A 20,846-nucleotide genomic window follows, 5' to 3' on the forward strand; every position below is an offset into this window, starting at 1 on the left:
GAAAAACGCATCTACGCGCCTGTTTGCCACTGACTACCATTACCTTGATATTTTTATGTGTGCTTCTTCCTGAAAATTTTAGTTCAATAGTTGAAAACACCGAAGAGTTTCCAGGATAAAACCATTGTAATTCTTTCCTATATTATAACAAGAATCGACTATAATTTCATTTGTTTCTCGTACGCTATCACAGATTCTTGAAATTTATGTGTCGGGCATTTTTTTGTTGGGATTTAGTCCAATCTCACTAAGACACCCAAAACTAGGTAAGAACGGGTGTGGCATTAACTATATTTATACATGCAAATTAATTCAGGGAGTCTGATTTTTGCTACAGTCTACTCGTCTTTGCACTGCGACGAAAGTGAAACGGCAGAGCACCCCCGAGTAGCCCTACGCTACAATCAGTAAACATGGCAACAAAAAAATCCTTTTATCGCTCCATCATAAACTTATTTTTTCCCAATCCATACGCCTTATAAAAAAAGAGCCGCTGCTCGCGACTCCTATTTTAACCATTATTTACTTGCGAGACATCCTCACGATTCATCATCGTCCGTACAACCTGAGCAATTTCTTCTGAGCCTTCATCTTGAAACTCAACTGTTGAGTTAGCTGTCGGTGTTTCCTGATGGTCTTCCTCGTGATTGGCGGATTCATTTTCTTCATGCTCACCTTCAACGACTTCTTCATCGCCCTCAGGTGTGAATAAAACGTAAGAGATTAAAAATCTTACAATATACATGACGAAAAACACAATTATGCCTGCCACAAATGATCCTACGATAATACGTAGTGGTGTAAAGGGTTTTTGAAATGTAATAAAGAAATAGAGAGAAAAGGCAATTAACGCTCCCCATAGGTTATAAAAAATAGAACCGAACATTATATTTCGCTCACTCCTTGGTTAACCGTTCGAATATGTAATGTTGAAGTCGCAGGATTAAATTCAATTGTTCTACCACTATTACCGCCCGTGTCTTCGGCAACTAAACGAATTCCATGACTCTTTAGCTCATGCTTTACAGCTTCTACATTACGTGGGCCGATGCGCATGGAATCTTTATCAGAAGTGAATTGAAACATTTGCGCACCACCCGCAATTTTTGCCTTTAGTTTGAATTTTTGAACGCCTTCTAACTTTAATAAGTCAATCATTGCCGCAATGCCTGTGTCAGCAAATTTAGCCACATTTATTGACTCTTGTCTACCTAAACTCGAATCTGGCAACATCACATGAATTAAACCAGCAATTTTTTTTGATTCATCGTATAAAATAACACCCACACAAGATCCAAGACCTGATGTTCTAATCGTATTTGGTAACTTTACTACATCCATTTGCGCAATTCCAACTTTTATCACTTGCCCATTACTACTAATCATCTATGAAACTCCCAATGCTTTAAAAATAGCATCAAATGAGTCTGGATCTGGCAATAAGAAGAAATGCCCTCTTACCGTTTCCTGATCCTCTACACCGTCTTCAAAAATGGATGTGTTTATTACGATAACATTGTCGCTAACGTGTGATAGTTCAATCAAACCAATACTAATAATAGCACCAAACATGTCAACACTTAGTCCCGGTACAGTTGGATAAATTTTCAAATTCGTAAAGTCAGATAACGCCGATAAATAAGAACCAGATAAAATATTACCCATTTCCTGCATAGCTGATAAACCTAACTCTGATACAGGTTGTTTTTTGAAGTCGAATGCATCATCAAAAATGAGACGACGAATAAAGCGATTTGCTTGCTCAATTGGCAGGATAAAGAACATGCTACCTTCAGCATCGCCTTCTATGCGTAGAAAGATTCCAACTACGGCATTGTCAGATCCTCCAGCAAGCTCCATCATGTCATTAAATGACACCATTTCAACCTTCGGTACCCGCATATCAATTTTTTTACCAAGTAAATTGGAAAGTGCTGTCGCTGCATGCGCAGCACCTATATTGCCAATTTCCTTTAAAACATCTAAATGTAGTGATGTAATCTTTTGATTATATGTCATATCGACCCCTACTTTAGTGGATTTAGTACTTTCTCTAAATGCAATAAAATTAATAATCGTTTATCAATTTTAGCCACGCCTGAAATATATTCCTCTTCCAGTGAACCTACTACTTCGGGTTGGGGTTCAATTGAGTCAGCAGGGATGTCTAACACATCATTTGCAGAGTCTACAACGAAACCTACTTCCATATCTTCTAATGAAATAATGATAATGCGTGTTGTTTCTTCATGCTCAGAGGCAGGTAATTCAAATCGTTCACGTAAATCTACAATTGGCGTTACGACACCCCGTAGGTTAATGACACCTTTTACATATTTCGCCGTTTTCGGTACGCGTGTAATATGCATTAGTTTCTCAATCCCTTGTACATGTGACACTGGAATCGCATATTCTTTATCTGCTAGTTGAAAAACAATTACTTTTATACTTTCTTGTTCCACTACGTTTGTCATTGTTTACACCTCTCTTATTCATTCACCTTATTTAATAAGTGCGTTACAATCCACAATTAAGGCTACTTTTCCGTTACCTAAAATAGTTGCACCTGAAATGGCAAAGATATTCGTTAGGTAGTTTCCTAATGATTTCAGCACAATTTCTTGTTGGCCAATGAATGAATCCACAACTAAACCAGCAAGCTTCTCACCTTTTCGAACGATAACCACTGAATGGAATTCGTCACCTTGTGATTCTTTGCGAGGTACCTCAAAGATCTCCTCTAAGAATACTAATGGTACTACTTTTCCTCGGAAGTCGATTACTTTTTGATTATGCGCATTCATAATTTCAGATGAACGGATAATTGAAGTTTCAATAATTGATGAAAGTGGAATTGCATAAATCTCTTTTTCGATTTCTACTAACATGACAGAAATAATCGATAATGTTAGTGGTAATTGAATCGAGAATACTGAGCCTACATCTTGAGTAGATTCAATTGAAATATTTCCACCCAATGATTCTATTGTTGTTTTAACAACGTCTAATCCAACGCCTCGGCCTGATACGTCAGAAATAACATCTGCCGTTGAGAACCCAGAAGCCAAAATAAGCTCATTGATTTGCTTATCTGACATTGAATATGATTGTTCTTGGGTAACAATACCTTTAGATATAGCTTTCGCCAGAACTTTTTCACGGTTAATACCGGCTCCATCATCTTCAATTTCGATAAAGACATAGTTACCACTATGATAAGCACGCAGTACAACAGTTCCTTCTTCTGGTTTACCTTTTGCAAGACGAGCTGTCGGATTTTCAATACCGTGGTCAACAGAATTACGTATTAAATGAACAAGTGGATCACCAATTTCATCGATTACTGTACGATCTAGTTCTGTTTCTGCACCAATGATTTCAAGGTTAATTTTCTTGTTTAGATCACGGGATAGCTGACGAATCATTTTAGGGAATCGATTGAATACTGTTTCAACTGGAACCATGCGCATCGTTAAAATAATTGTTTGTAAATCACCCATGACGCGGCTCATACGTTCCACTGTTTCATTTAACTCTCCATGATTAACATCTGTTGCAATAGACTGTAGTCGTCCTCGATCTATAACAAGCTCTTCAAATAAGTTCATTAAAATATCAAGTCGTTCGATATTTACTCGAATTGTTTTATTTCCAACAGGCGCATGACTTTTATCAGCCTTAGCAGGAGTCGCTGCTTTTGCAGGTGTAGAAGCTGCAGTATTTGTTGCAGGTGCAGGTGGAACCTCCGCTTCTACCGTTGCTGTAGCTGTTACTGCTACCTCTTGAACTGCTTGTTCTTTCTCACCGTATTGCTGTTCTTCGATAGTTGAGACAATGACTTCTTCGACTTCTGAAACTTTCATAATCTTTTTCTGCATATCTTCAGCAGATTCTTTTGTGACGAACGCTACAAAAAATTGTTGATCGAACTGTTCGTCTTCAAGCTTTTCTACAGATGGACTTGATTTAATAACATCCCCATCTTTTTCTAAAATCTCAAACACCATAAATACTCGTGCTGCTTTTAAAAGACAATCTTCACGTAATTTCACTGAAATTTCAAATGCATTGAAACCTTGTTCGGCAGATTGTGAAATAACTGTTTGTTCAAAGCTGTCAAACTCTAACGTACTTGCTGTAGCAGTTGCTGATGTCTCAGTAGTGGCTACCACTTCAGGAATTGCTTCCTCACCTAATTCAATACGCTTTAATTGAGCAACAGTTGAAGATACATCACGTTTTCCATCTCCGCCATTGGCAATATCCATTACCATTTCTTCTAGATGGTCTACTGATTCGAAAACAACATCTAAAATTTCAGGAGATACATGGATTTTCTCGTTTCGGATCGCATCCAACACATTTTCCATTTTATGAGTTAAATCCGCTAAATCTTCAAAGCCCATTGTCGCAGACATCCCTTTTAATGTATGCGCAGAGCGGAAAATTTCCCCAACAATCGCTAAATCTTTTGGGTTTTTTTCTAGTTCTAATAAATGTTCACTACACGCTTGTAAATGGTCTTTACTTTCTTCAATAAACATCTCTAAATATTGATTGACTTCCATAAGAGGACACCCCTTTAAGGCAAATATTTCATTATTGTTTGTGCGATATCATCTACATCTGCTACTTCATCGACAAGCTGCGTTTCCACTGCTGCTTTCGGCATACCATACACTATACAAGTTTCAGCTGACTCTGCGATTGCAATCACATTTCCAGTACTTTTTAGTGCTTTTAGTCCATTAGAGCCGTCATGGCCCATACCTGTCATAATAACTGCCACTTTATCAAAATCTTTAAATTGACTTACATCTTCAAACATCACATCTACAGAAGGGCGATGTCCAGATCTAGGCGGTTCATTATTATCAAGGACAATGCCAAAGGAGGTACCTATTTTTCTAAGTTTTAAATGATACCCACCAGGTGCAACATACGCCACTCCATTTTGAAGAATATCTCCTTGCTCAGCTTCTTTTACAGTAATCTCACTCAATTGATCTAAACGGGTAGCAAGAGATTTTGTAAACCCTGCTGGCATATGCTGGACAATTAATATTGGTGCTTGAATTGATTTTGGGATTCTTGTTATAACTTCTTGTAATGCTCTAGGTCCGCCAGTAGAAGTCCCAATCAGTACAATTTTCCGGCCTACTTTATTCCATTCGACATGTGGCTTTGATAATTCTGCCCTTGTCGAGGAAATATTGACAGGAGGAGTTACCCTACTTTCACTAAATGACTCTCTTCTAATGGTACTCGCTATAAATGGCTGTTCTTGTTGTCTTTTACTGCTAGAAGGTTTCTTTAATTTTGAAATAGGTACCAATGATGCCTGTTCAACTTTGTGGACAAGTTCGATTTGGATTTTATGTAAATCAAGAGAAATTGTTCCGCTCGGCTTAGCGACAAAATCTACTGCCCCAAGTTCAATTGCTGATAAGGCATTTTCTGCTCCTCGTTGAGTTGTACTAGAGAGCATAACAACAGGTACTGGACATATCGTCATAATTTCTTTTAAAGCCTCAAGCCCATTCATTTCAGGCATCTCAATATCCATTGTCACAACTGTTGGCTGCAATGATTGAATCTTTTTTATCGCATCTTTCCCATTTCGTGCTGTTCCAACTACTTCAACCTTCGAGTTGCCAACAAAAAAGTCACTAATTAGCTTTCTCATAAAAGCAGAATCATCCACAACTAATAGTTTGCTTTTATGTAAAAAGTCCAATTAATCACGTCCTTTCGAAAAAATACTTCTTAATTTAGTTAAGAATTTACCCGCTGACTGATCATGTGCATGAACTTCCTCCGCGCGGTGTTCCATGAAACGCGCCACTATAAGATGAAGTGTCTTTGTAATTAATGCATCTGGAAAAGCTAGTGAAAAAGGCACTTGCTCACGCACAGCCTTTCGCACAACAGAATCTTCAGGTAATGCGCCTAATATCGTCACCTCTTTGTCCAAAAAGCGTTTCATCGTACGCTTTAGTCGTTCATTAGTTTCCAGTCCTTCTTCTTTACTATGAGCTCGATTACAGAGTATATAAAATTGCTTGTCTGCATCTCTCGTATGAATATATTTCATCATTGAATACGCATCTGTTATAGATGTTGGCTCTGCCGTTGATAAAACAATAATTTCATCTATAGAAGCTAGTAAATCTAATGACCAGTTAGTAGCTCCTGCGCCCATATCAAATAAGATGTAATCAAAGCTTTTTTGAAGCTGCTCAAAAGCCTGAATGAGTCGTTCAAACAAAACCTCTGACCATTCTAGGACGCCCGACATACCAGACCCACCTGAAATAAACTTTAAATCGTAAGGACCTGCAAATATTACTTCATCTAGTAACTTATTTCCTTCTAAGTAATCTTTTAAACTATAAGATGCATTTTTTCCAATCAATATATTGATATTGCCCATGCCAATATCCATATCAACGATGACAACTTTTTTCCCTTTATTGGCCAATGTAGTTGCAAAATTCATAGTGAAGTTACTTTTACCAACCCCACCTTTACCGCTTACAACCGCAATTGCCCTTCCTAGTTCGCCCTGCTGTCTCAACATTTTCAAGCGTAATGTTTCAGCTTGGTCTCTCATTTTTCTTCACCTTGGAAAAATAAATTTAGTACTGCTTCTAGATCAGCTTCTTCAATATCCTCTGGTACTTCTTGACCATTAGTATAGTAAGCAAGTCCCTTATTATATTTAATCATTAAATTAACCATTGTGCCAATAGAATTTGTTTCATCAATCTTTGTAAAAATAAATTTTTCAATTGGTAATTGCTTAAATTGCTCTACAATGTTGGCCATATCCTTTTCTTTTGTTGTCATAGCAAGTACTAAGAAAGACTCAGCTTGATCATCAAATTTTATGAGACGCTGTAAATCGTCTACATATTTTACTTCTTTATAATTTCGGCCCGCTGTATCTATAAACACTAAATCTAAATGAGACAATCGATGGATTGCTTGTTCAAAATCAGTCGCATTATAGGCAATTTCGACAGGAGCTTGTAACAATCCTGCATACGTTTTTAATTGTTCAATTGCGGCAATACGGTAAGTATCTGTCGTGATAAATCCTATTTTTTTCTTTTTTTCTAAAACGGCTCTAGCTGCCATTTTAGCAATTGTTGTAGTTTTTCCGACACCGGTTGGACCTAGAACATTAATATATTTTTTTTCATAGGATAAGCCCCCAATCGGGAGATTTTCTAGCTCTTTGCGCAATAAATTTTTCGTAACCATCTTACATTGAGAAAAATTGATTTCGGATGCTTCTTTGAAATGCGTAAAAAGCTCATCACCAATCGTTGTGATGAGCTCCTCACTTAGCTCTTGCTGTCTTAAGTATTCAATGAAGGGTAAGAGTTCATCGGGATATTGATCTTGGATAGTCTTCTTATGCATAGAATGCATTAAAGATTTTAAATCTGCAATTTCCTTCCTCAAATCTTCAGAGATGCCAGTTTCCTCATGTAAGGACACATCATTCTTCGGTACTTGGAGCATGTTAGCTTGCACAGCCTTCGTCATCTCATGTAAACTTACATGTTCTTTTTTAGCTGTTGTTATAGGTAAAGCCGCAGGTGCTGGAGCCGAATTGCTCGGCCCCATTGAATCTACCCCTGCAACAACCTCAAAACTTTTCTTTTTAATGATTCCAAAAAACTTTTTGGTCACTACTACTTTTGAATTCAAAATGACAGCGTCCTCACCTAATTCAGCACGCACAAGCTTCATAGCTTCTGGTATGGAAGATGCATAATATTTTTTCATTTTCATTCAACATTCACCACCCCAACACTTTGAATTTCAACCGAAGCATCAAGTTCGTTGTATGATAGAACTGGAATTTGTGGGAAATAACGCTCCGTTAGTTGACGTAAATACATACGAACTGCTGGCGAGCATAAGATAATAGCAGATTGTTCCATAAAGGAAACGCGCTCTACTTCGGCAGCAATAATTTCTAAAATAGTTTGAGAATCTTGTGGATCCATCGCTAAGTAATTTCCGTGATCAGTTTGTTGAATACTATCTGCAATCATTTTCTCTACTCTACCCGAAACCGTTATAACTTTTAATGACGAGCTGTCTCCTACGTATTGAGAAGTAATCTGACGTGCCAATGATTGCCGTACATACTCAGTTAATATATCGGTATCACTCGTTAACTTTGCATAGTCAGCTAGAGTTTCAAAAATAATTGGTAAGTTTCGGACTGAAACATTTTCTCGTAGAAGTTTACCTAGTACTTTTTGAATTTCCCCAGTCGATAACGGTGTAGGCGTCAACTCTTCTACTAAAATTGGATGCGTTTCACGTAAATGATCAATTAACTGCTTCGTCTCTTGACGACCGAGTAATTCATAAGCATTTGCACGAATCATTTCGGTTAAATGAGTCGACACTACGCTTGGTGGGTCAACAACTGTGTAGCCGAACATTTCAGCATCCTCTTTCACTTGCTCCGTAATCCATTTTGCAGGTAGGCCAAATGACGGTTCAACTGTGTCAATTCCTTCAATGGAATCATCATCTCCTGGACTCATTGCTAAATAATGATCCAGTAAAAGTTCACCACGCGCCATTTCGTTACCCTTTATTTTAATTCGATATTCATTTGGTTGTAGTTGAATATTATCGCGAATACGGACAACCGGAATGACAATCCCTAATTCTAATGCTAACTGTCGACGTATCATAATGACACGATCTAATAAGTCTCCGCCTTGAGCAGCATCTACTAATGGTATTAAACCATAGCCAAACTCAAACTCGATTGGGTCCACATTTAATAAATTCACAACATTCTCAGGGCTCTTCATGCCGTCTGTTGCCACTTCTTCCTCAATTTCAAGTAATTCTTCTTCATCCTCAGGTTTCTTATGATCCATCATATAGGCACCAGCAATTAGTGAAATACCAATTGGAAGTGTTATTAAATTAGGTATTGGTGTAAATAATCCAAGTAAAACAATTGTACCACCTGCTACATAGAGCAGTTTCGCCTGTGCAAATAGCTGCCCAGTAATATCTTCACCAAGACTTCCCTTAGAAGATGCACGTGTTACGACAATCCCTGTCGCTGTAGAAATCAGTAACGCAGGAATTTGTGAGACAATACCATCCCCAACTGTTAACTTAGAAAAATGGTTTGCTGCATCTGCAAATGAAAGACCCATCTGCACAACACCGATGATGATACCAAATAATAAGTTGATAATTACCATGACCATTGAGGCAATGGCATCCCCTTTTACGAATTTCGTGGCACCATCCATCGCCCCGTAGAAGTCCGCTTCACCCGCTACTTTATCGCGTCGTTCACGTGCTTCCCGTTCAGAAATAACTCCCGCATTTAAGTCAGCATCAATACTCATTTGTTTACCTGGCATCGCATCAAGTGTGAAACGTGCTGCTACTTCCGCTACACGTTCCGCTCCTTTTGTAATAACGATAAACTGAATTAACACAAGAATTAAGAATACAACTAAACCAACTAGTACATTTCCCCCGACCACAAAGTCACCAAACGTTTCGACAACAGCACCAGCATCACCCTTGGCTAAAATGGCACGTGTTGTAGAAACGCTTAGTCCGAGTCGGAACAAAGTTAACAATAAAATAACTGAAGGAAAAATAGAAAAGTCTAACGCTTCCTTCATACTCATTGCTGTTAACAATACGATTAATCCTAATGTAATATTAATGACGATTAAGAAACTTAACATCCACGGAGGAAGAGGGATGATGAGCATGGCAACGATTAAAATAACCGCACCTAATACCCCTATATCGCGAACTTTCATTTGTGTCCCTCCTACAAAAAGCTTTAAATTTTCCGCTTAATTCGATATACATAAGCAAGCACTTCTGCTATTGCTTTGAAAAACTCTTCTGGTACTTGATCACCGATTTCAACTTGATCGTACATTGCTCGTGCTAATGGCCTGTTTTCAACCATAATCACATCATGTTCTTTCGCAATCAGTTTAATCTTTTGAGCGACAAAGTCTGTACCCTTAGCAACAATGCGTGGGGCATCCATACTTTCCTCATCATATTTGAGAGCAATCGCATAGTGAGTTGGGTTAGTTATGACAACGTCGGCGTTTGGAATCTCTGACATCATACGACGCATCGCCATTTCGCGTTGGCGTTGCTTTATTTTCGATTTTATCAGCGGATCGCCCTCACTATTTTTATATTCATCTTTAATATCTTGTTTAGACATTTTAAGATTTTTTTCGTAATCATGTTTTTGATACATCCAGTCTAAAAGGGATACACAAAGTAAGACGACAGAAGCAGCAATCCCCATGATACCAACAAGCTTACCCACTGTAATAAGAGTCATCCAGGGGCTTTTAAAGGATAACGCCAAAACTTCCGGTAAATTCGTCCAAACGATAATAGTTGTAACCCCACCGATAAAGCTAATCTTTAATACTGATTTTAGAAGCTCTATAATGGCTTTCACTGAAAATATTTTTTTCAACCCTTTTATCGGGTCCATTTTTTTTAAATCAAACTTCATCGGTTCTAATGTAAATAGAAAACCGAACTGTAGAAAGTTACCTGCCAATGCTCCAACAAATGCAATTCCCATAATTGGAACAATAATAAAAGCCATTTGTATTAATGTTTCTGTAAATAGGCGCATCACACTATCAATTGTTAGTGATTCTACGCGTACGTTATGAATAAAAGTTTGCCTAAAAAAAGCTAACAGATCGTCACGCATTGAACCTGCAAAGAAGAATAAAAAGATAAATACCATGAGCATGACAATCGCACTGGAAATATCCTGACTTTTGACAACCTGTCCTTTTTTTCGTGCATCTTGTCGTTTTTTGGGTGTCGCCTTTTCCGTTTTTTCTCCCGCAAAATACTGTAAATCTAGTTCCAGCAGTAGCAACATTTTACCCACCACCTAAAATAGCCATAAAATCACGCATCGCATAAATCATAATTGTAATCAGCTTTTGTATAACTTGAACCATTACAGCCATCATCGTAAATAACACTAGAAAACTAACACCTATTTTAATAGGAAAACCAACAACAAAAATATTTAATTGTGGTACAGTCTTCGCTGTAATTCCTAGTGCCAAGTCGACTAAAAATAAAGTTGCTACAACAGGCGCAGCCATTTGAAAGGCAATCGCAAACACAGCCGTAAATGTTGTGATGATAAACTCTATATAATTGTCTTTTGCGAAATTAGGAAATCCTTGATCCATCGGTAAGAATTGATAACTATAATAAATTCCATCGAGAATCATATGATGTCCATTTATAGCTAGTAAGAAAAGTAATGCTAGCGTATTAAAAAATTGTCCGATCAATGGACTTTGTGCACCTGTTTGCGGGTCAATAATATTGGCAATGGCAAAACCCATCTGAAAATCTATAAAGCTTCCGGCAATTTGAATTGCCGACATGATGACATAAGCAACTAGACCTAGCAACAGTCCAATAAGCCCTTCTTTCATCACTAAAAGTATGTAATCACCATTAAATACAAATGGTTCGACGTCAATTGTGTAATACATCATCCAAGCTAAAACTAATGCGAGAGTTATTTTAACTTGCGGCGGAATTGTTCTGTATGAGAAAAAAGGCACAGTGACAAAAAATGCCGATACGCGCACAAGCACTAATAAGAAAACCGTAAAATGCGGGATTAATTCATTCATCTACTCACCCTATATAACGCGTTAAATTCTCAAAAATATCTCTCGCATAGCTAGTCACTTGTGATAACATCCAAGGACCGAAAAATACGATGGCTGCTAAAACAGCGATGATTTTGGGAACGAATGCTAAAGTTTGCTCTTGAATAGATGTTGTTGCCTGAAAAATACTTACCGCTAAACCAGTGATTAAAGCAACTAATAATAGCGGACCGCTTGTTAGAAGGATAATCATAATGGCACGCTCTGCAATGGAAATAACCAATTCACTTGTCATACTGTATCATCCCCTAAAAACTTTGTAGTAATGATTTCATCACAAGATACCAACCATCCACGAGTACAAATAATAAAATCTTAAACGGCAATGAAATCATAACCGGTGGTAACATCATCATCCCCATCGACATTAAGGTACTTGCCACAATCATGTCGATTACTAGGAATGGAATAAAAATCATAAAGCCAATTTGAAACGCAGTTTTAAGCTCACTCAATGCGAAAGCAGGCACTAGCATTGTAAGAGGAATTTCTTCTACAGAAGCTGGCTTTTCTGCTTTATTATAAGTTAAAAACAAATCAAGATCTTTTTGCCTCGTATGCTTACTCATAAACTCTTTAAACGGCACACTGGCACGATCATACGCTTCTTCAATTCCAATTTTCTCAGAAAATAACGGCTGTAATGCCTCTTTATTGACCTCTTGAAATGTCGGGGCCATGATAAAGAATGTTAAAAACATAGCAAGGCCCACAATGACCTGGTTCGGTGGCATTTGCTGTGTCGCTAAAGCGGTACGAACAAACGATAATACTATTACTATTCGTGTAAACGATGTCATCAAAATTAAAATACTCGGTGCTAGTGAAAGAACTGTTAACAACAAGAGAAGTTTAACAGCGCTAGAGACATTTGTCGGATCGCTGTTGGAAAAAACACTGATTATATCATTCATTTATCATCATTCTCCTTTTGCTTCCATTTCTCCAGCTCTTCACTGCGCTCCTGTTTAATTTCGGATATCTTTTTTTCAAATAGCACACCAAAAGAGTCTTGTTTTTGCTGTGCTGATGAACTTACATTACTTTTTCTCTTAAACTTAGATAATACTTCTGCAATATACGGTGATGTTGCTGCAAGTTCTTGTCGTTCATTATATAGTGCTAAAAGTGCCGCAACTTCTTCAGGATCAGTAATTTCACGTAGTAACTGAACATCCTCACCGACCCCAACTAAATAGAGTGTTTTACCTACTTGTAATAGTTGTACCGACTTTTGAGCACCTAACGATAAACCGCCTAAATTTTGTACTAATTGATTACGTTGAAAGTTTAAATTTCTTTTATTTAAAAACTTCATTAATCCATAAAATAAAGCTACAACAAAAATAAGCGCCAAAACCATTTTTATGTATTCCCACGCAGATATGTCTCCAGCCGCTTGTACATCTGATTCTTTCTCAGCAGCTGGAGTTTTATCTTCTTTACAATCCTTTTTGATGCAGTCGTTTACAAAATTTGTGTCAGATTCTGCATACACAGGCGTCGTGGTAGGGTACAAAAACAGAAAGGATACAAGAAATGCGAAAATCATCGTTAGACGAAATGATTTTAACATTTGCATTCAATCATCCTAGCGCTTTTTGGATCGCTTCAATTACACGATCAGCTTGGAAAGGTTTAACAATAAAGTCTTTCGCACCAGCTTGAATTGCATCGATTACCATCGCTTGTTGTCCCATTGCTGAACACATAATTACAGTGGCATTTGGATCTGAACCTTTAATTGCTTTAAGAGCAGCAATACCGTCCATCTCTGGCATCGTAATATCCATTGTTACTAAATCTGGTTTTAATTCGTTGTACTTTTCAACTGCCTGTAAACCATCTGCAGCCTCTCCAACAACTTCAAATCCATTTTTCGATAAAATATCCTTGATCATCATGCGCATGAATGCAGCATCGTCTACAATCAAAATTCTTTTAGACATGGTTAACTCCTCCAATTGAAAACTATCTTAAATTATTTAAACGCTCTGCTTGACTTAAAACATCTGTAATGCGGACACCGAAGTTTTCATCAATAACAACGACTTCACCTTTAGCGATTAAACGGCTATTAACTAAAATATCAACTGGTTCGCCGGCTAATTTATCTAGTTCAATAATCGCACCACTAGATAGTTCTAAAATCTCTTTTACAGAACGCTTTGTACGTCCTAACTCTACAGTAACTTGCAATGGAATATCAAGTAGCATATTTAAATTTCTAGCTTCAGATTGCGAGATAACATTTGAATCAAAACTAGCAAACTGTGCTTGTTGTACATTGACCGGTTGAACAGGTCTTGTTGCTTGAGGAATCTGTTGTTGCTCTTGATACATCGGTTGCTGCACAGGCACTTCCTGCTGTTGATATACTGGCTGCGCAGGCGGTGGTGTTACAGGCGCTTGTTGTTGCATAGGCGCTTGTTGTTGCATAGGCGCTTGTTGCTGCACAGGTGCTTGTGGTTGTACAGGCGCTTGTGCTACTGGCGCTTCAGGTGCTATTGTTGCAGCCACAGGTTCCTCGACTGATTCTGTTTCACCTAGCAGAGATTTTACAATGTTTTGGCTAAATTTCAGCGGTAATAACTGCATTATATTCGAATCAATTAAATTACCAATTCTCAATCTGAAGGATACTTTTACGAGTAAATCATCTTCAGGGATATTTTCTCGTCCTTCGTTTTGGGAAATGTTCATTAAATCAATAGTAGGTGGCGAAATATCCACTTTTTTATTAAATACTGTCGACATTGACGTAGCCGCTGAACCCATCATTTGATTCATAGCTTCTTGCACGGCACTTAGCTGGATTTCTCCCAAATCAGGTTTCGGGTTTAAGCCATCTCCACCTAACATTAAATCAGCGATAATCGCTGCATCGGATTGCTTAATAACAAGTAAATTCATACCTGTTAACCCGATTGTATATTCAACCTGTACGGCTACATAAGGATGAGGAAATTCCTCTTCTAATTTATTACGGTTAATCATTGAAATACTTGGAGTAGTAATATCAACCTTTTGACCTAGTAACGCTGAAAGCGCTGTAGCAGAGCTACCAAAAGATATATTCCCTACCTCACCTAACGCATCTTGCGCAAACGAATCGAGGTAATCCTCTACTCTTAAATCATTAATTTCCTCATTTGTAGAAGCTTCAGTGTCGCTGTTTTTATCTTCCAACGTCTCGCCCCTTAATAACGCTTCAATTTCTTCTTGGGAGAGCATTTCATCACTCATCTTCGTCTCCTCCTTTCAAAGGGTCGATAATCTGGATTGCTAATTTTTTGCCTTGCTTACCTGGTTGAACTGTAAATTTCGGTAATGTTCCTACTTTTAATAGTAGTGGATCTTCAATTTTTTGCTCTAATTGAATAACATCTCCAACTTGCATTGTGAGGAAATCCTCAATAGTAATGTCTGTAACACCTAGTTCAACCGAAACAGGTAGTTGTGCTTGTTTCACACGTGTTTCAAGCATTTTTGTTTGCTCTGGAGACATCTCTTTTGTATTTGCCTGCATCCAGTAGCGAACAGAAAGATTTGGAACAATTGGCTCCAATACAACATGCGGAATACAAATATTAATCATACCGCTTGTCTCACCGATAATCGTATTTAAGGAAATAACGACAACCGTTTCATTTGGTGAAATCATTTGTAAAAATTGAGGGTTAACCTCAAGCTCTACTAAAATTGGATCAATTTCCGCAACATTTTCCCACGCTTCGCGCAAATTGTCGAATGAACGTTCAAAAAGGTTTGTCATAATTTTTGTTTCAATTTCTGTTAAGTTATCTACATTACTATGACTCGCCCCACTACCGCCCATTAAACGATCTAGCATCGAGTAGGCAATGTTCGGGTTTATTTCCATTAGAATATTACCATCTAATGGTGGCACTTCAAACACATTAATGAGTGTCATATTCGGAATCGAACGTACAAACTCCTCAAATGGTATTTGGTCCACTGATGCAACAGTAATCTGCACATAGCTTCTTAGCTGTGCAGAAAAGAAGGTTGTCAGTAATCGTGCAAAATTTTCATGTATTCGGGTCAAACTTCGGATTTGATCTTTTGAGAAACGTAGTGCTCGTTTAAAGTCATATACTTTAACCTTGCGCACCTCATCCTCTTTTTTTATGTCGTCCGCTGACATTTCCCCAGTTGATATTGCGGAAAGCAGCGCATCTATCTCGGATTGAGATAACACATCTCCTGCCATTTGCCCACCTCCATTTCAAGCAGTTTCTTTATTATTGGGTAGTGATGAAGGAGGTAAAATAAACTTCCTGAACTTCTCCCTCTTGCATCAATTCATTAATTTTAGTTTTTAATGATTTTTGGAATACTTGTTTACCTTGCTTACCTTCTAAATCTTTTTGCTCCAGTTCTGAAAGCTCTTGAATAACAATATTTTTCACTTGGAAATCACGCTTCGTTAATTCATCAGCAGCATCTTCATTTGATGTTTGAATTTTTAATGAAAAGCGGACAATTTTGTTATCAGCCAGATTTGTCGTAATTTCCGGAACTTCAACAGAAGCTTTTACGATTTCATCAATAGTTGGTTCTTGAGATCCAGCAGGCTTATTAAATTGGGTAAACAAAACAAACGCAATACCCCCAATAAGTATGATTGCTACTAGTAGGATGATAATTATCGTTAACACTTTGTTATTCTTCATCTTCTTCACCTCGTAGATGCGGGTTTGATAGTATTTGTATATTTTTATAAAAGGTATTTACCTTTTGTCGCACCTCATCTTGACTCTGTAAAACAATGATTTTGGTTCCAGTCGTTAATGTAATGGTCGTATCCGGAAAAGATTCGACCGTTTCTATGTATAAAGCATTCAATGTAAATGCTTTGCCATTTAAACGTGTTAGTTCAATCATTGAAATAGGGCCGGGTCTAGCACGAGAGCCGGCCCGACCCTCCCTCATATGAAATTATGTTTTTAGTTTTTGAGCACTTTGTAATCTTAACCGGTACTTTCTTTACCTACATATTAAGTATATTTCTCATACTAAAATCTACTGATGAAAACCTAGCGTTTTAAATTTACAAGCTCTTGCAGAATTTCATCAGAAGTTGTGATAATACGTGTGTTTGATTGGAAACCACGTTGCGCTACAATCATTTCAGTAAACTCCTCTGAAAGGTCTACGTTGGACATTTCTAGGAAGCCAGCTTCAACGGCACCAATCCCTCCGACTGTTCCAACTTGGGCGTATGGTTCTCCAGAGTTTGCTGTAGGTTGGTAGTAGTTACCCCCCACCTTTTGAAGACCACCAGCATTTGGGAACTTCGCTAATATAAGTTGACCTGCATATTGTCGTTCACCTTTATAGTCTGTATAGGTAACTGTACCATCTTGGCCAATCGACATTGATTGCGCTGTTGTAGGGATACGAATTGGTGAAATTTCTGATGCGAAATCCATTTCCTCTGCGATATTGCCTTCTATATCAGCTAGTCCATTCCCTGCTTTGTGTTCCTCAGCTGCAGCACCATCGATTGACTCATCAGCAGAAATCGATAACTCATCATTTGCGTGACCTACTAAATATTTACCATCGGCATTCACTAGGTATCCATTTCTATCCATATAGAAATTGCCGGCGCGTGTATAGAGAATATTGCTGTACCCTTCTGCATCAAGTGCACCATCCTCATCAGGTGCACCATTTGCATCACCCACCATGAAGAATCCATCACCAGCTATAGCTAAGTCTAACTCGCGAAAAGTATTTTGCATTGAACCTGCACCGTGAATTGTATCGATTGCAGCAAGTTGTGAGCCTAATCCGATTTGTTTCGCGTTAACACCACCACGAGTTTGAGTAGGTGAAGAGGCACCCGCTGACGTTTGAGACATTAAATCTTTAAATACTACACGTCCTTTTTTAAAGCCGTAAGTATTAACGTTAGCAATATTATTCCCAATTACATCTAGCTTCGTTTGGAAGTTTTTTAAACCTGAAATACCAGAATACATAGAACGTAACATAATGTCGTTCTCCCTTCGTCTTTTAATTGTGTGCTTCTATCAATCAGCACACTGGGGCTTCCTATCAAAGGTCCAGCCCTTACAGCACGATTGTGCCATCAATATTTGTAAATATTTGCTGTTTTGCTTCCGTGCGGTCCATTGCGGTAATGACAGTTGCGTTTTTAGCACTGACAATTAAAGCTGCTTGATCCATCAAGACTAATGGTTGTTTGACACCTTTCGAGTGCGCTTCAAATACCTTATCCGATACAGCCTGCCATTCTTGTTCAGATATCGCTATCTTACGCTCGATAATACGTTCATTCGCATGCTTGCTCACTTTTAATTCTTGCTGATTGGTAGCCTTCTGTAAATGAGTTTTAAACGATTGCTGTGAGTTTTTTATTGGCGTTGGTTGTGTCTGGCGAATAGATGGATGCAATGGTACACGGTGTATTGAAAACTGATCCATCATCCTTCTCCACCTCTATTCGCTAATTACGGTAAACTCTTTATCTGTTAATTTTTTATCATTGTCTAAGACATAATGAATTACGCCATCTTTATTCGAGACAGAAACGATACGCCCTTGCAGCTCTTGCTCGCCGTCTTTATAGGTAACTTTTTTGCCAATTAGTTTGCTTGCTTGTACAAGAGGAGACTCTTTTCCTGCATTATTTTCACCTGAACCACCTAAAATTGCTGATATATTACCAGGTGTTATTTTCTTACCATCAGTTAATACGAACTCTACACTGCCATCGACAAATTTTAATGACTCAATAATGCCAGTTCCTTCGTTAACTATGAAATCACCTTTATCATCCTTCTCATCTGTTATCTCATGCCATTTTACTTCCTTACCAATAAAGGTTGAATAACTCATCATCTGTGTTTGTTGCTGAGAAACAAGTAGTGATTCCATTGCCTTTGACATATTCTGCATCTGCTCTAATGAAGAAAATTGAGCCATTTGAGCAATAAAATCTCGGTCGTCCATAGGGTTTGTTGGATCCTGATGTTGCAATTGCTTAATTAATAATTGTAGAAAAGCATCCTTACCAAGTTCATTGCTACCTGTTTGCCTTACTGGCTTTTTATAATTCGAATAGTATAAGTCATCTGTAATTTTCCCACTCATTTTATTTGTCGTTGCATCTGCCATTCTTACACCTCCTCACTTATTAAATATTCACTAAACGATTTACCTTCATCATCATCGTCGCTTTTTTGCTCTTGCTCATCTTCCTGTTGTTGCCTAAAGAAATTATTGAAGAAGTTTTGGTCGCGTTGTTGGCGATCAGCGTCTTGCAATGATTGAGCAATATCGAGACGATCTACTTGAATATTCTGCTGTACAAAGGCTTGCTTTAGTTGATGGACCTGACTATCAAGTAATTCACGTCCATGAGCAGTTGAAGCGAGTAGACGGGCTGTCAGGACACCGTCATTTTGCACAAGCTCGATACGTATTGTTCCTAGATTTTCCGGATACAATTTCAATGATAAGCGTGTAATGCCTTGTGCATTCGAGATTTGAGCTCTATTGATAATAGCTTGCATCTCTTTCAAAAATGCCTCTGATTGTGCTGGTTTTGCAGCTGGCAGTGTTACTTGGAACGTGTCTGCTTTTGTTTGAACTGTATTAGATGTCACCATTTCATTAGCACTTGTGTCCGCCTGCTTTGTCACTTGAACTTGTTGAACTACTTTCTGGAAGCCCTGCAACGGAAGTGTTACCGTTGTTTTAGTTGTTACTTGCTGTTCAGATAGAGTCGTTTCTACTTGTGTTTGCATCGTAGTCAAAAGACTTTTTATGTCCGTTAGCACGTTTTCTTGTGAAGCTGTTAAGTCCGTTTTTTGTCCAACTAATTGTGCTAACTTTAACACTTGAACCAATGGCGTTACTTCTTTCGGAGTCACTTGTCCTTCACCTTGTAAAGCTGCTACGATTTGTGTTTGAAGCATTGGTGCTTGAGCATCTACTAGTGATAAAAGCTCCCATACATCTTTTGCTTCTTTATCCTCTCCTAGCAACTGTTGTACTAATTTCTGAAGTTGCTCGGCATCAATTCCCAATGCATCCATTAGGTTATCAAGATTTAACATTTCATCTATAGCGACTGCTTTGCCTTCTTCACCAATTTGAAGCATTAACAGGCCATCGTCATGTGAAATTCCTAGTACATCTAGTACGTCTTCTATAGAATCAGCATTTAAAACAGCTGCTAACTCAGAGGTATCTATTTGATCTGCCGACTGTGTAGGCTGCTGTGTTTTGTTTGAAGAAGAAACTATCTGTCCAAAAACAGAACCAAATGTTGCTAAATTTTCTTTGTTCGACGTTCCATTTACTTTTACATTGGGATCGCCTGACATTGAAGGCTTCGAAGTTGCAGTATTAGTTGGTATAGCCTTAGACATCATTTGCATCATTGCTACATTCATCATTTCACCTCCCTTCAGATTTCCTTATTGTTTAGCCATCATTTCTGTATATTTCGCTGCATCTTGTGGATTCATTTTTTCTAGAATCGCAGCCAATTTGTCTGGTTTTAAGTTTGTTAAAATTCGTAGCGCTTCCGTATCGCTCATTTTTACAAGAACCGGCGCTGCGGCTTTAGGGGACATTTTATCAAATGTTTTTAAAATATCATTAAAGTCACGCTTTACGTCACTTTGCTCCCTATTTAATTTTTCATTTTCAAATTTCTGCTGTTCATTTTCTGTCGTTAGCTTTTCTTTTTCAGTGGTAGCTGTATCCAACTTTTTTTGTAGCTGTACGATTTCCGCTTCTTTTTCTTGTACTTCAGCCTGTAATTTTAAAACCTTTGAATCATTATTAACTACAGCATCTTTTGCTTGTTGTTCTTCTGAAGGAACGAATGGTAAGCTTTCAAATGCTTTCTTCCCTAAATCAAAGACATTCGTATTCATTAGGGTTGCAACAACAAGTAAAACCGCCGCTACAAACATGATAGGTATTACAAACCATAAAAAAAACTTTCGAAAGCCTCCTTTACGTTTAGGCGGTTGTTCTACTAATTCTGTTTTAAGTCGATTATCTGTTTTCGCCATG

Annotated in this window: 24 protein-coding genes; all 24 read right to left on the reverse strand. The window is 38.0% G+C overall.

Going from position 1 to position 20,846, the window contains the following annotated elements; genetic code table 11:
* Nucleotides 1-511 precede the first annotated feature (511 nt).
* Nucleotides 512-886 carry a hypothetical protein gene (locus MOK21_RS06325; protein WP_249073110.1) on the reverse strand — a complete coding sequence of 125 codons (375 nt, stop codon included), beginning with the start codon at nucleotides 884-886 and terminating at the stop codon, nucleotides 512-514.
* Nucleotides 886-1,386 carry a chemotaxis protein CheD gene (locus MOK21_RS06330; protein ID WP_249073111.1) on the reverse strand — a complete coding sequence of 167 codons (501 nt, stop codon included), beginning with the start codon at nucleotides 1,384-1,386 and terminating at the stop codon, nucleotides 886-888. The genes MOK21_RS06325 and MOK21_RS06330 overlap by 1 nt, the downstream gene beginning before the upstream one ends.
* Nucleotides 1,387-2,019, reverse strand: coding sequence for a chemotaxis protein CheC (locus tag MOK21_RS06335; RefSeq protein WP_249073112.1), 633 nt, complete (start codon nucleotides 2,017-2,019; stop codon nucleotides 1,387-1,389). It lies immediately after the preceding gene.
* 8 nt (nucleotides 2,020-2,027) lie between these two features.
* The gene (locus MOK21_RS06340) at nucleotides 2,028-2,474 is read right to left on the reverse strand and encodes a chemotaxis protein CheW (RefSeq protein ID WP_249073113.1); all 447 of its coding nucleotides are present in this window, start codon (nucleotides 2,472-2,474) and stop codon (nucleotides 2,028-2,030) included.
* A gap of 27 nt (nucleotides 2,475-2,501) precedes the next feature.
* On the reverse strand, nucleotides 2,502-4,568 hold the full coding sequence (locus MOK21_RS06345) for a chemotaxis protein CheA (protein ID WP_249073114.1): 2,067 nt from the start codon (nucleotides 4,566-4,568) through the stop codon (nucleotides 2,502-2,504).
* A 14-nt stretch (nucleotides 4,569-4,582) separates the two neighbouring features.
* Nucleotides 4,583-5,737, reverse strand: coding sequence for a protein-glutamate methylesterase/protein-glutamine glutaminase (locus MOK21_RS06350; protein WP_283164635.1), 1,155 nt, complete (start codon nucleotides 5,735-5,737; stop codon nucleotides 4,583-4,585).
* The gene (locus MOK21_RS06355; protein ID WP_249073115.1) at nucleotides 5,738-6,613 is read right to left on the reverse strand and encodes a MinD/ParA family protein; all 876 of its coding nucleotides are present in this window, start codon (nucleotides 6,611-6,613) and stop codon (nucleotides 5,738-5,740) included.
* Nucleotides 6,610-7,803 carry a flagellar biosynthesis GTPase FlhF gene (flhF, locus tag MOK21_RS06360; protein WP_249073116.1) on the reverse strand — a complete coding sequence of 398 codons (1,194 nt, stop codon included), beginning with the start codon at nucleotides 7,801-7,803 and terminating at the stop codon, nucleotides 6,610-6,612. Before flhF ends, MOK21_RS06355 begins: the two co-directional genes overlap by 4 nt.
* Nucleotides 7,800-9,833 (reverse strand): flagellar biosynthesis protein FlhA, encoded by a 2,034-nt coding sequence (gene flhA, locus MOK21_RS06365; RefSeq protein ID WP_249073117.1) that lies wholly within the window; start codon nucleotides 9,831-9,833, stop codon nucleotides 7,800-7,802. Before flhA ends, flhF begins: the two co-directional genes overlap by 4 nt.
* A 23-nt stretch (nucleotides 9,834-9,856) precedes the next feature.
* On the reverse strand, nucleotides 9,857-10,945 hold the full coding sequence (flhB, locus tag MOK21_RS06370) for a flagellar biosynthesis protein FlhB (RefSeq protein WP_249073118.1): 1,089 nt from the start codon (nucleotides 10,943-10,945) through the stop codon (nucleotides 9,857-9,859).
* A gap of 1 nt (nucleotide 10,946) precedes the next feature.
* On the reverse strand, nucleotides 10,947-11,723 hold the full coding sequence (gene fliR / locus MOK21_RS06375; protein ID WP_249073119.1) for a flagellar biosynthetic protein FliR: 777 nt from the start codon (nucleotides 11,721-11,723) through the stop codon (nucleotides 10,947-10,949).
* Between the two features lie 4 nt (nucleotides 11,724-11,727).
* The gene (gene fliQ / locus MOK21_RS06380; RefSeq protein ID WP_053483288.1) at nucleotides 11,728-11,997 is read right to left on the reverse strand and encodes a flagellar biosynthesis protein FliQ; all 270 of its coding nucleotides are present in this window, start codon (nucleotides 11,995-11,997) and stop codon (nucleotides 11,728-11,730) included.
* Nucleotides 11,998-12,010: 13 nt separating this feature from the next.
* Nucleotides 12,011-12,676: a flagellar type III secretion system pore protein FliP gene (gene fliP, locus MOK21_RS06385; RefSeq protein WP_249073120.1), complete on the reverse strand. Its 666-nt coding sequence runs from the start codon at nucleotides 12,674-12,676 to the stop codon at nucleotides 12,011-12,013.
* The gene (locus tag MOK21_RS06390) at nucleotides 12,673-13,338 is read right to left on the reverse strand and encodes a flagellar biosynthetic protein FliO (RefSeq protein WP_249073121.1); all 666 of its coding nucleotides are present in this window, start codon (nucleotides 13,336-13,338) and stop codon (nucleotides 12,673-12,675) included. The genes fliP and MOK21_RS06390 overlap by 4 nt, the downstream gene beginning before the upstream one ends.
* A 10-nt stretch (nucleotides 13,339-13,348) precedes the next feature.
* Nucleotides 13,349-13,711 (reverse strand): response regulator, encoded by a 363-nt coding sequence (locus MOK21_RS06395; RefSeq protein WP_049668450.1) that lies wholly within the window; start codon nucleotides 13,709-13,711, stop codon nucleotides 13,349-13,351.
* A 22-nt stretch (nucleotides 13,712-13,733) separates the two neighbouring features.
* The gene (gene fliY / locus MOK21_RS06400) at nucleotides 13,734-15,008 is read right to left on the reverse strand and encodes a flagellar motor switch phosphatase FliY (protein WP_249073122.1); all 1,275 of its coding nucleotides are present in this window, start codon (nucleotides 15,006-15,008) and stop codon (nucleotides 13,734-13,736) included.
* Nucleotides 15,001-15,996: a flagellar motor switch protein FliM gene (gene fliM / locus MOK21_RS06405; protein WP_249073123.1), complete on the reverse strand. Its 996-nt coding sequence runs from the start codon at nucleotides 15,994-15,996 to the stop codon at nucleotides 15,001-15,003. Before fliM ends, fliY begins: the two co-directional genes overlap by 8 nt.
* A 31-nt stretch (nucleotides 15,997-16,027) precedes the next feature.
* Complete coding sequence (gene fliL / locus MOK21_RS06410) at nucleotides 16,028-16,459, reverse strand: flagellar basal body-associated protein FliL (protein ID WP_249073124.1); 432 nt, start codon at nucleotides 16,457-16,459, stop codon at nucleotides 16,028-16,030.
* The gene (locus tag MOK21_RS06415; RefSeq protein WP_249073125.1) at nucleotides 16,449-16,670 is read right to left on the reverse strand and encodes a flagellar FlbD family protein; all 222 of its coding nucleotides are present in this window, start codon (nucleotides 16,668-16,670) and stop codon (nucleotides 16,449-16,451) included. Before MOK21_RS06415 ends, fliL begins: the two co-directional genes overlap by 11 nt.
* A gap of 152 nt (nucleotides 16,671-16,822) precedes the next feature.
* Nucleotides 16,823-17,785 carry a flagellar hook-basal body complex protein gene (locus MOK21_RS06420; RefSeq protein ID WP_249073126.1) on the reverse strand — a complete coding sequence of 321 codons (963 nt, stop codon included), beginning with the start codon at nucleotides 17,783-17,785 and terminating at the stop codon, nucleotides 16,823-16,825.
* A gap of 79 nt (nucleotides 17,786-17,864) precedes the next feature.
* Nucleotides 17,865-18,239, reverse strand: a complete 375-nt coding sequence (locus tag MOK21_RS06425) for a TIGR02530 family flagellar biosynthesis protein (RefSeq protein WP_249073127.1) — start codon at nucleotides 18,237-18,239, stop codon at nucleotides 17,865-17,867.
* Nucleotides 18,240-18,254: 15 nt separating this feature from the next.
* Nucleotides 18,255-18,932 carry a flagellar hook assembly protein FlgD gene (gene flgD, locus MOK21_RS06430; protein ID WP_249073128.1) on the reverse strand — a complete coding sequence of 226 codons (678 nt, stop codon included), beginning with the start codon at nucleotides 18,930-18,932 and terminating at the stop codon, nucleotides 18,255-18,257.
* Nucleotides 18,933-18,934: 2 nt separating this feature from the next.
* On the reverse strand, nucleotides 18,935-20,215 hold the full coding sequence (locus tag MOK21_RS06435; protein WP_249073129.1) for a flagellar hook-length control protein FliK: 1,281 nt from the start codon (nucleotides 20,213-20,215) through the stop codon (nucleotides 18,935-18,937).
* Between the two features lie 24 nt (nucleotides 20,216-20,239).
* Entirely contained in the window at nucleotides 20,240-20,845 is a 606-nt protein-coding gene (locus tag MOK21_RS06440) for a MotE family protein (RefSeq protein WP_481817345.1), read from the reverse strand.
* Between the last annotated feature and the right edge of the window lies 1 nt (nucleotide 20,846).

Source organism: Lysinibacillus sp. BPa_S21 (assembly GCF_023337795.1).
Taxonomy (GTDB): Bacteria; Bacillota; Bacilli; order Bacillales_A; family Planococcaceae; genus Lysinibacillus.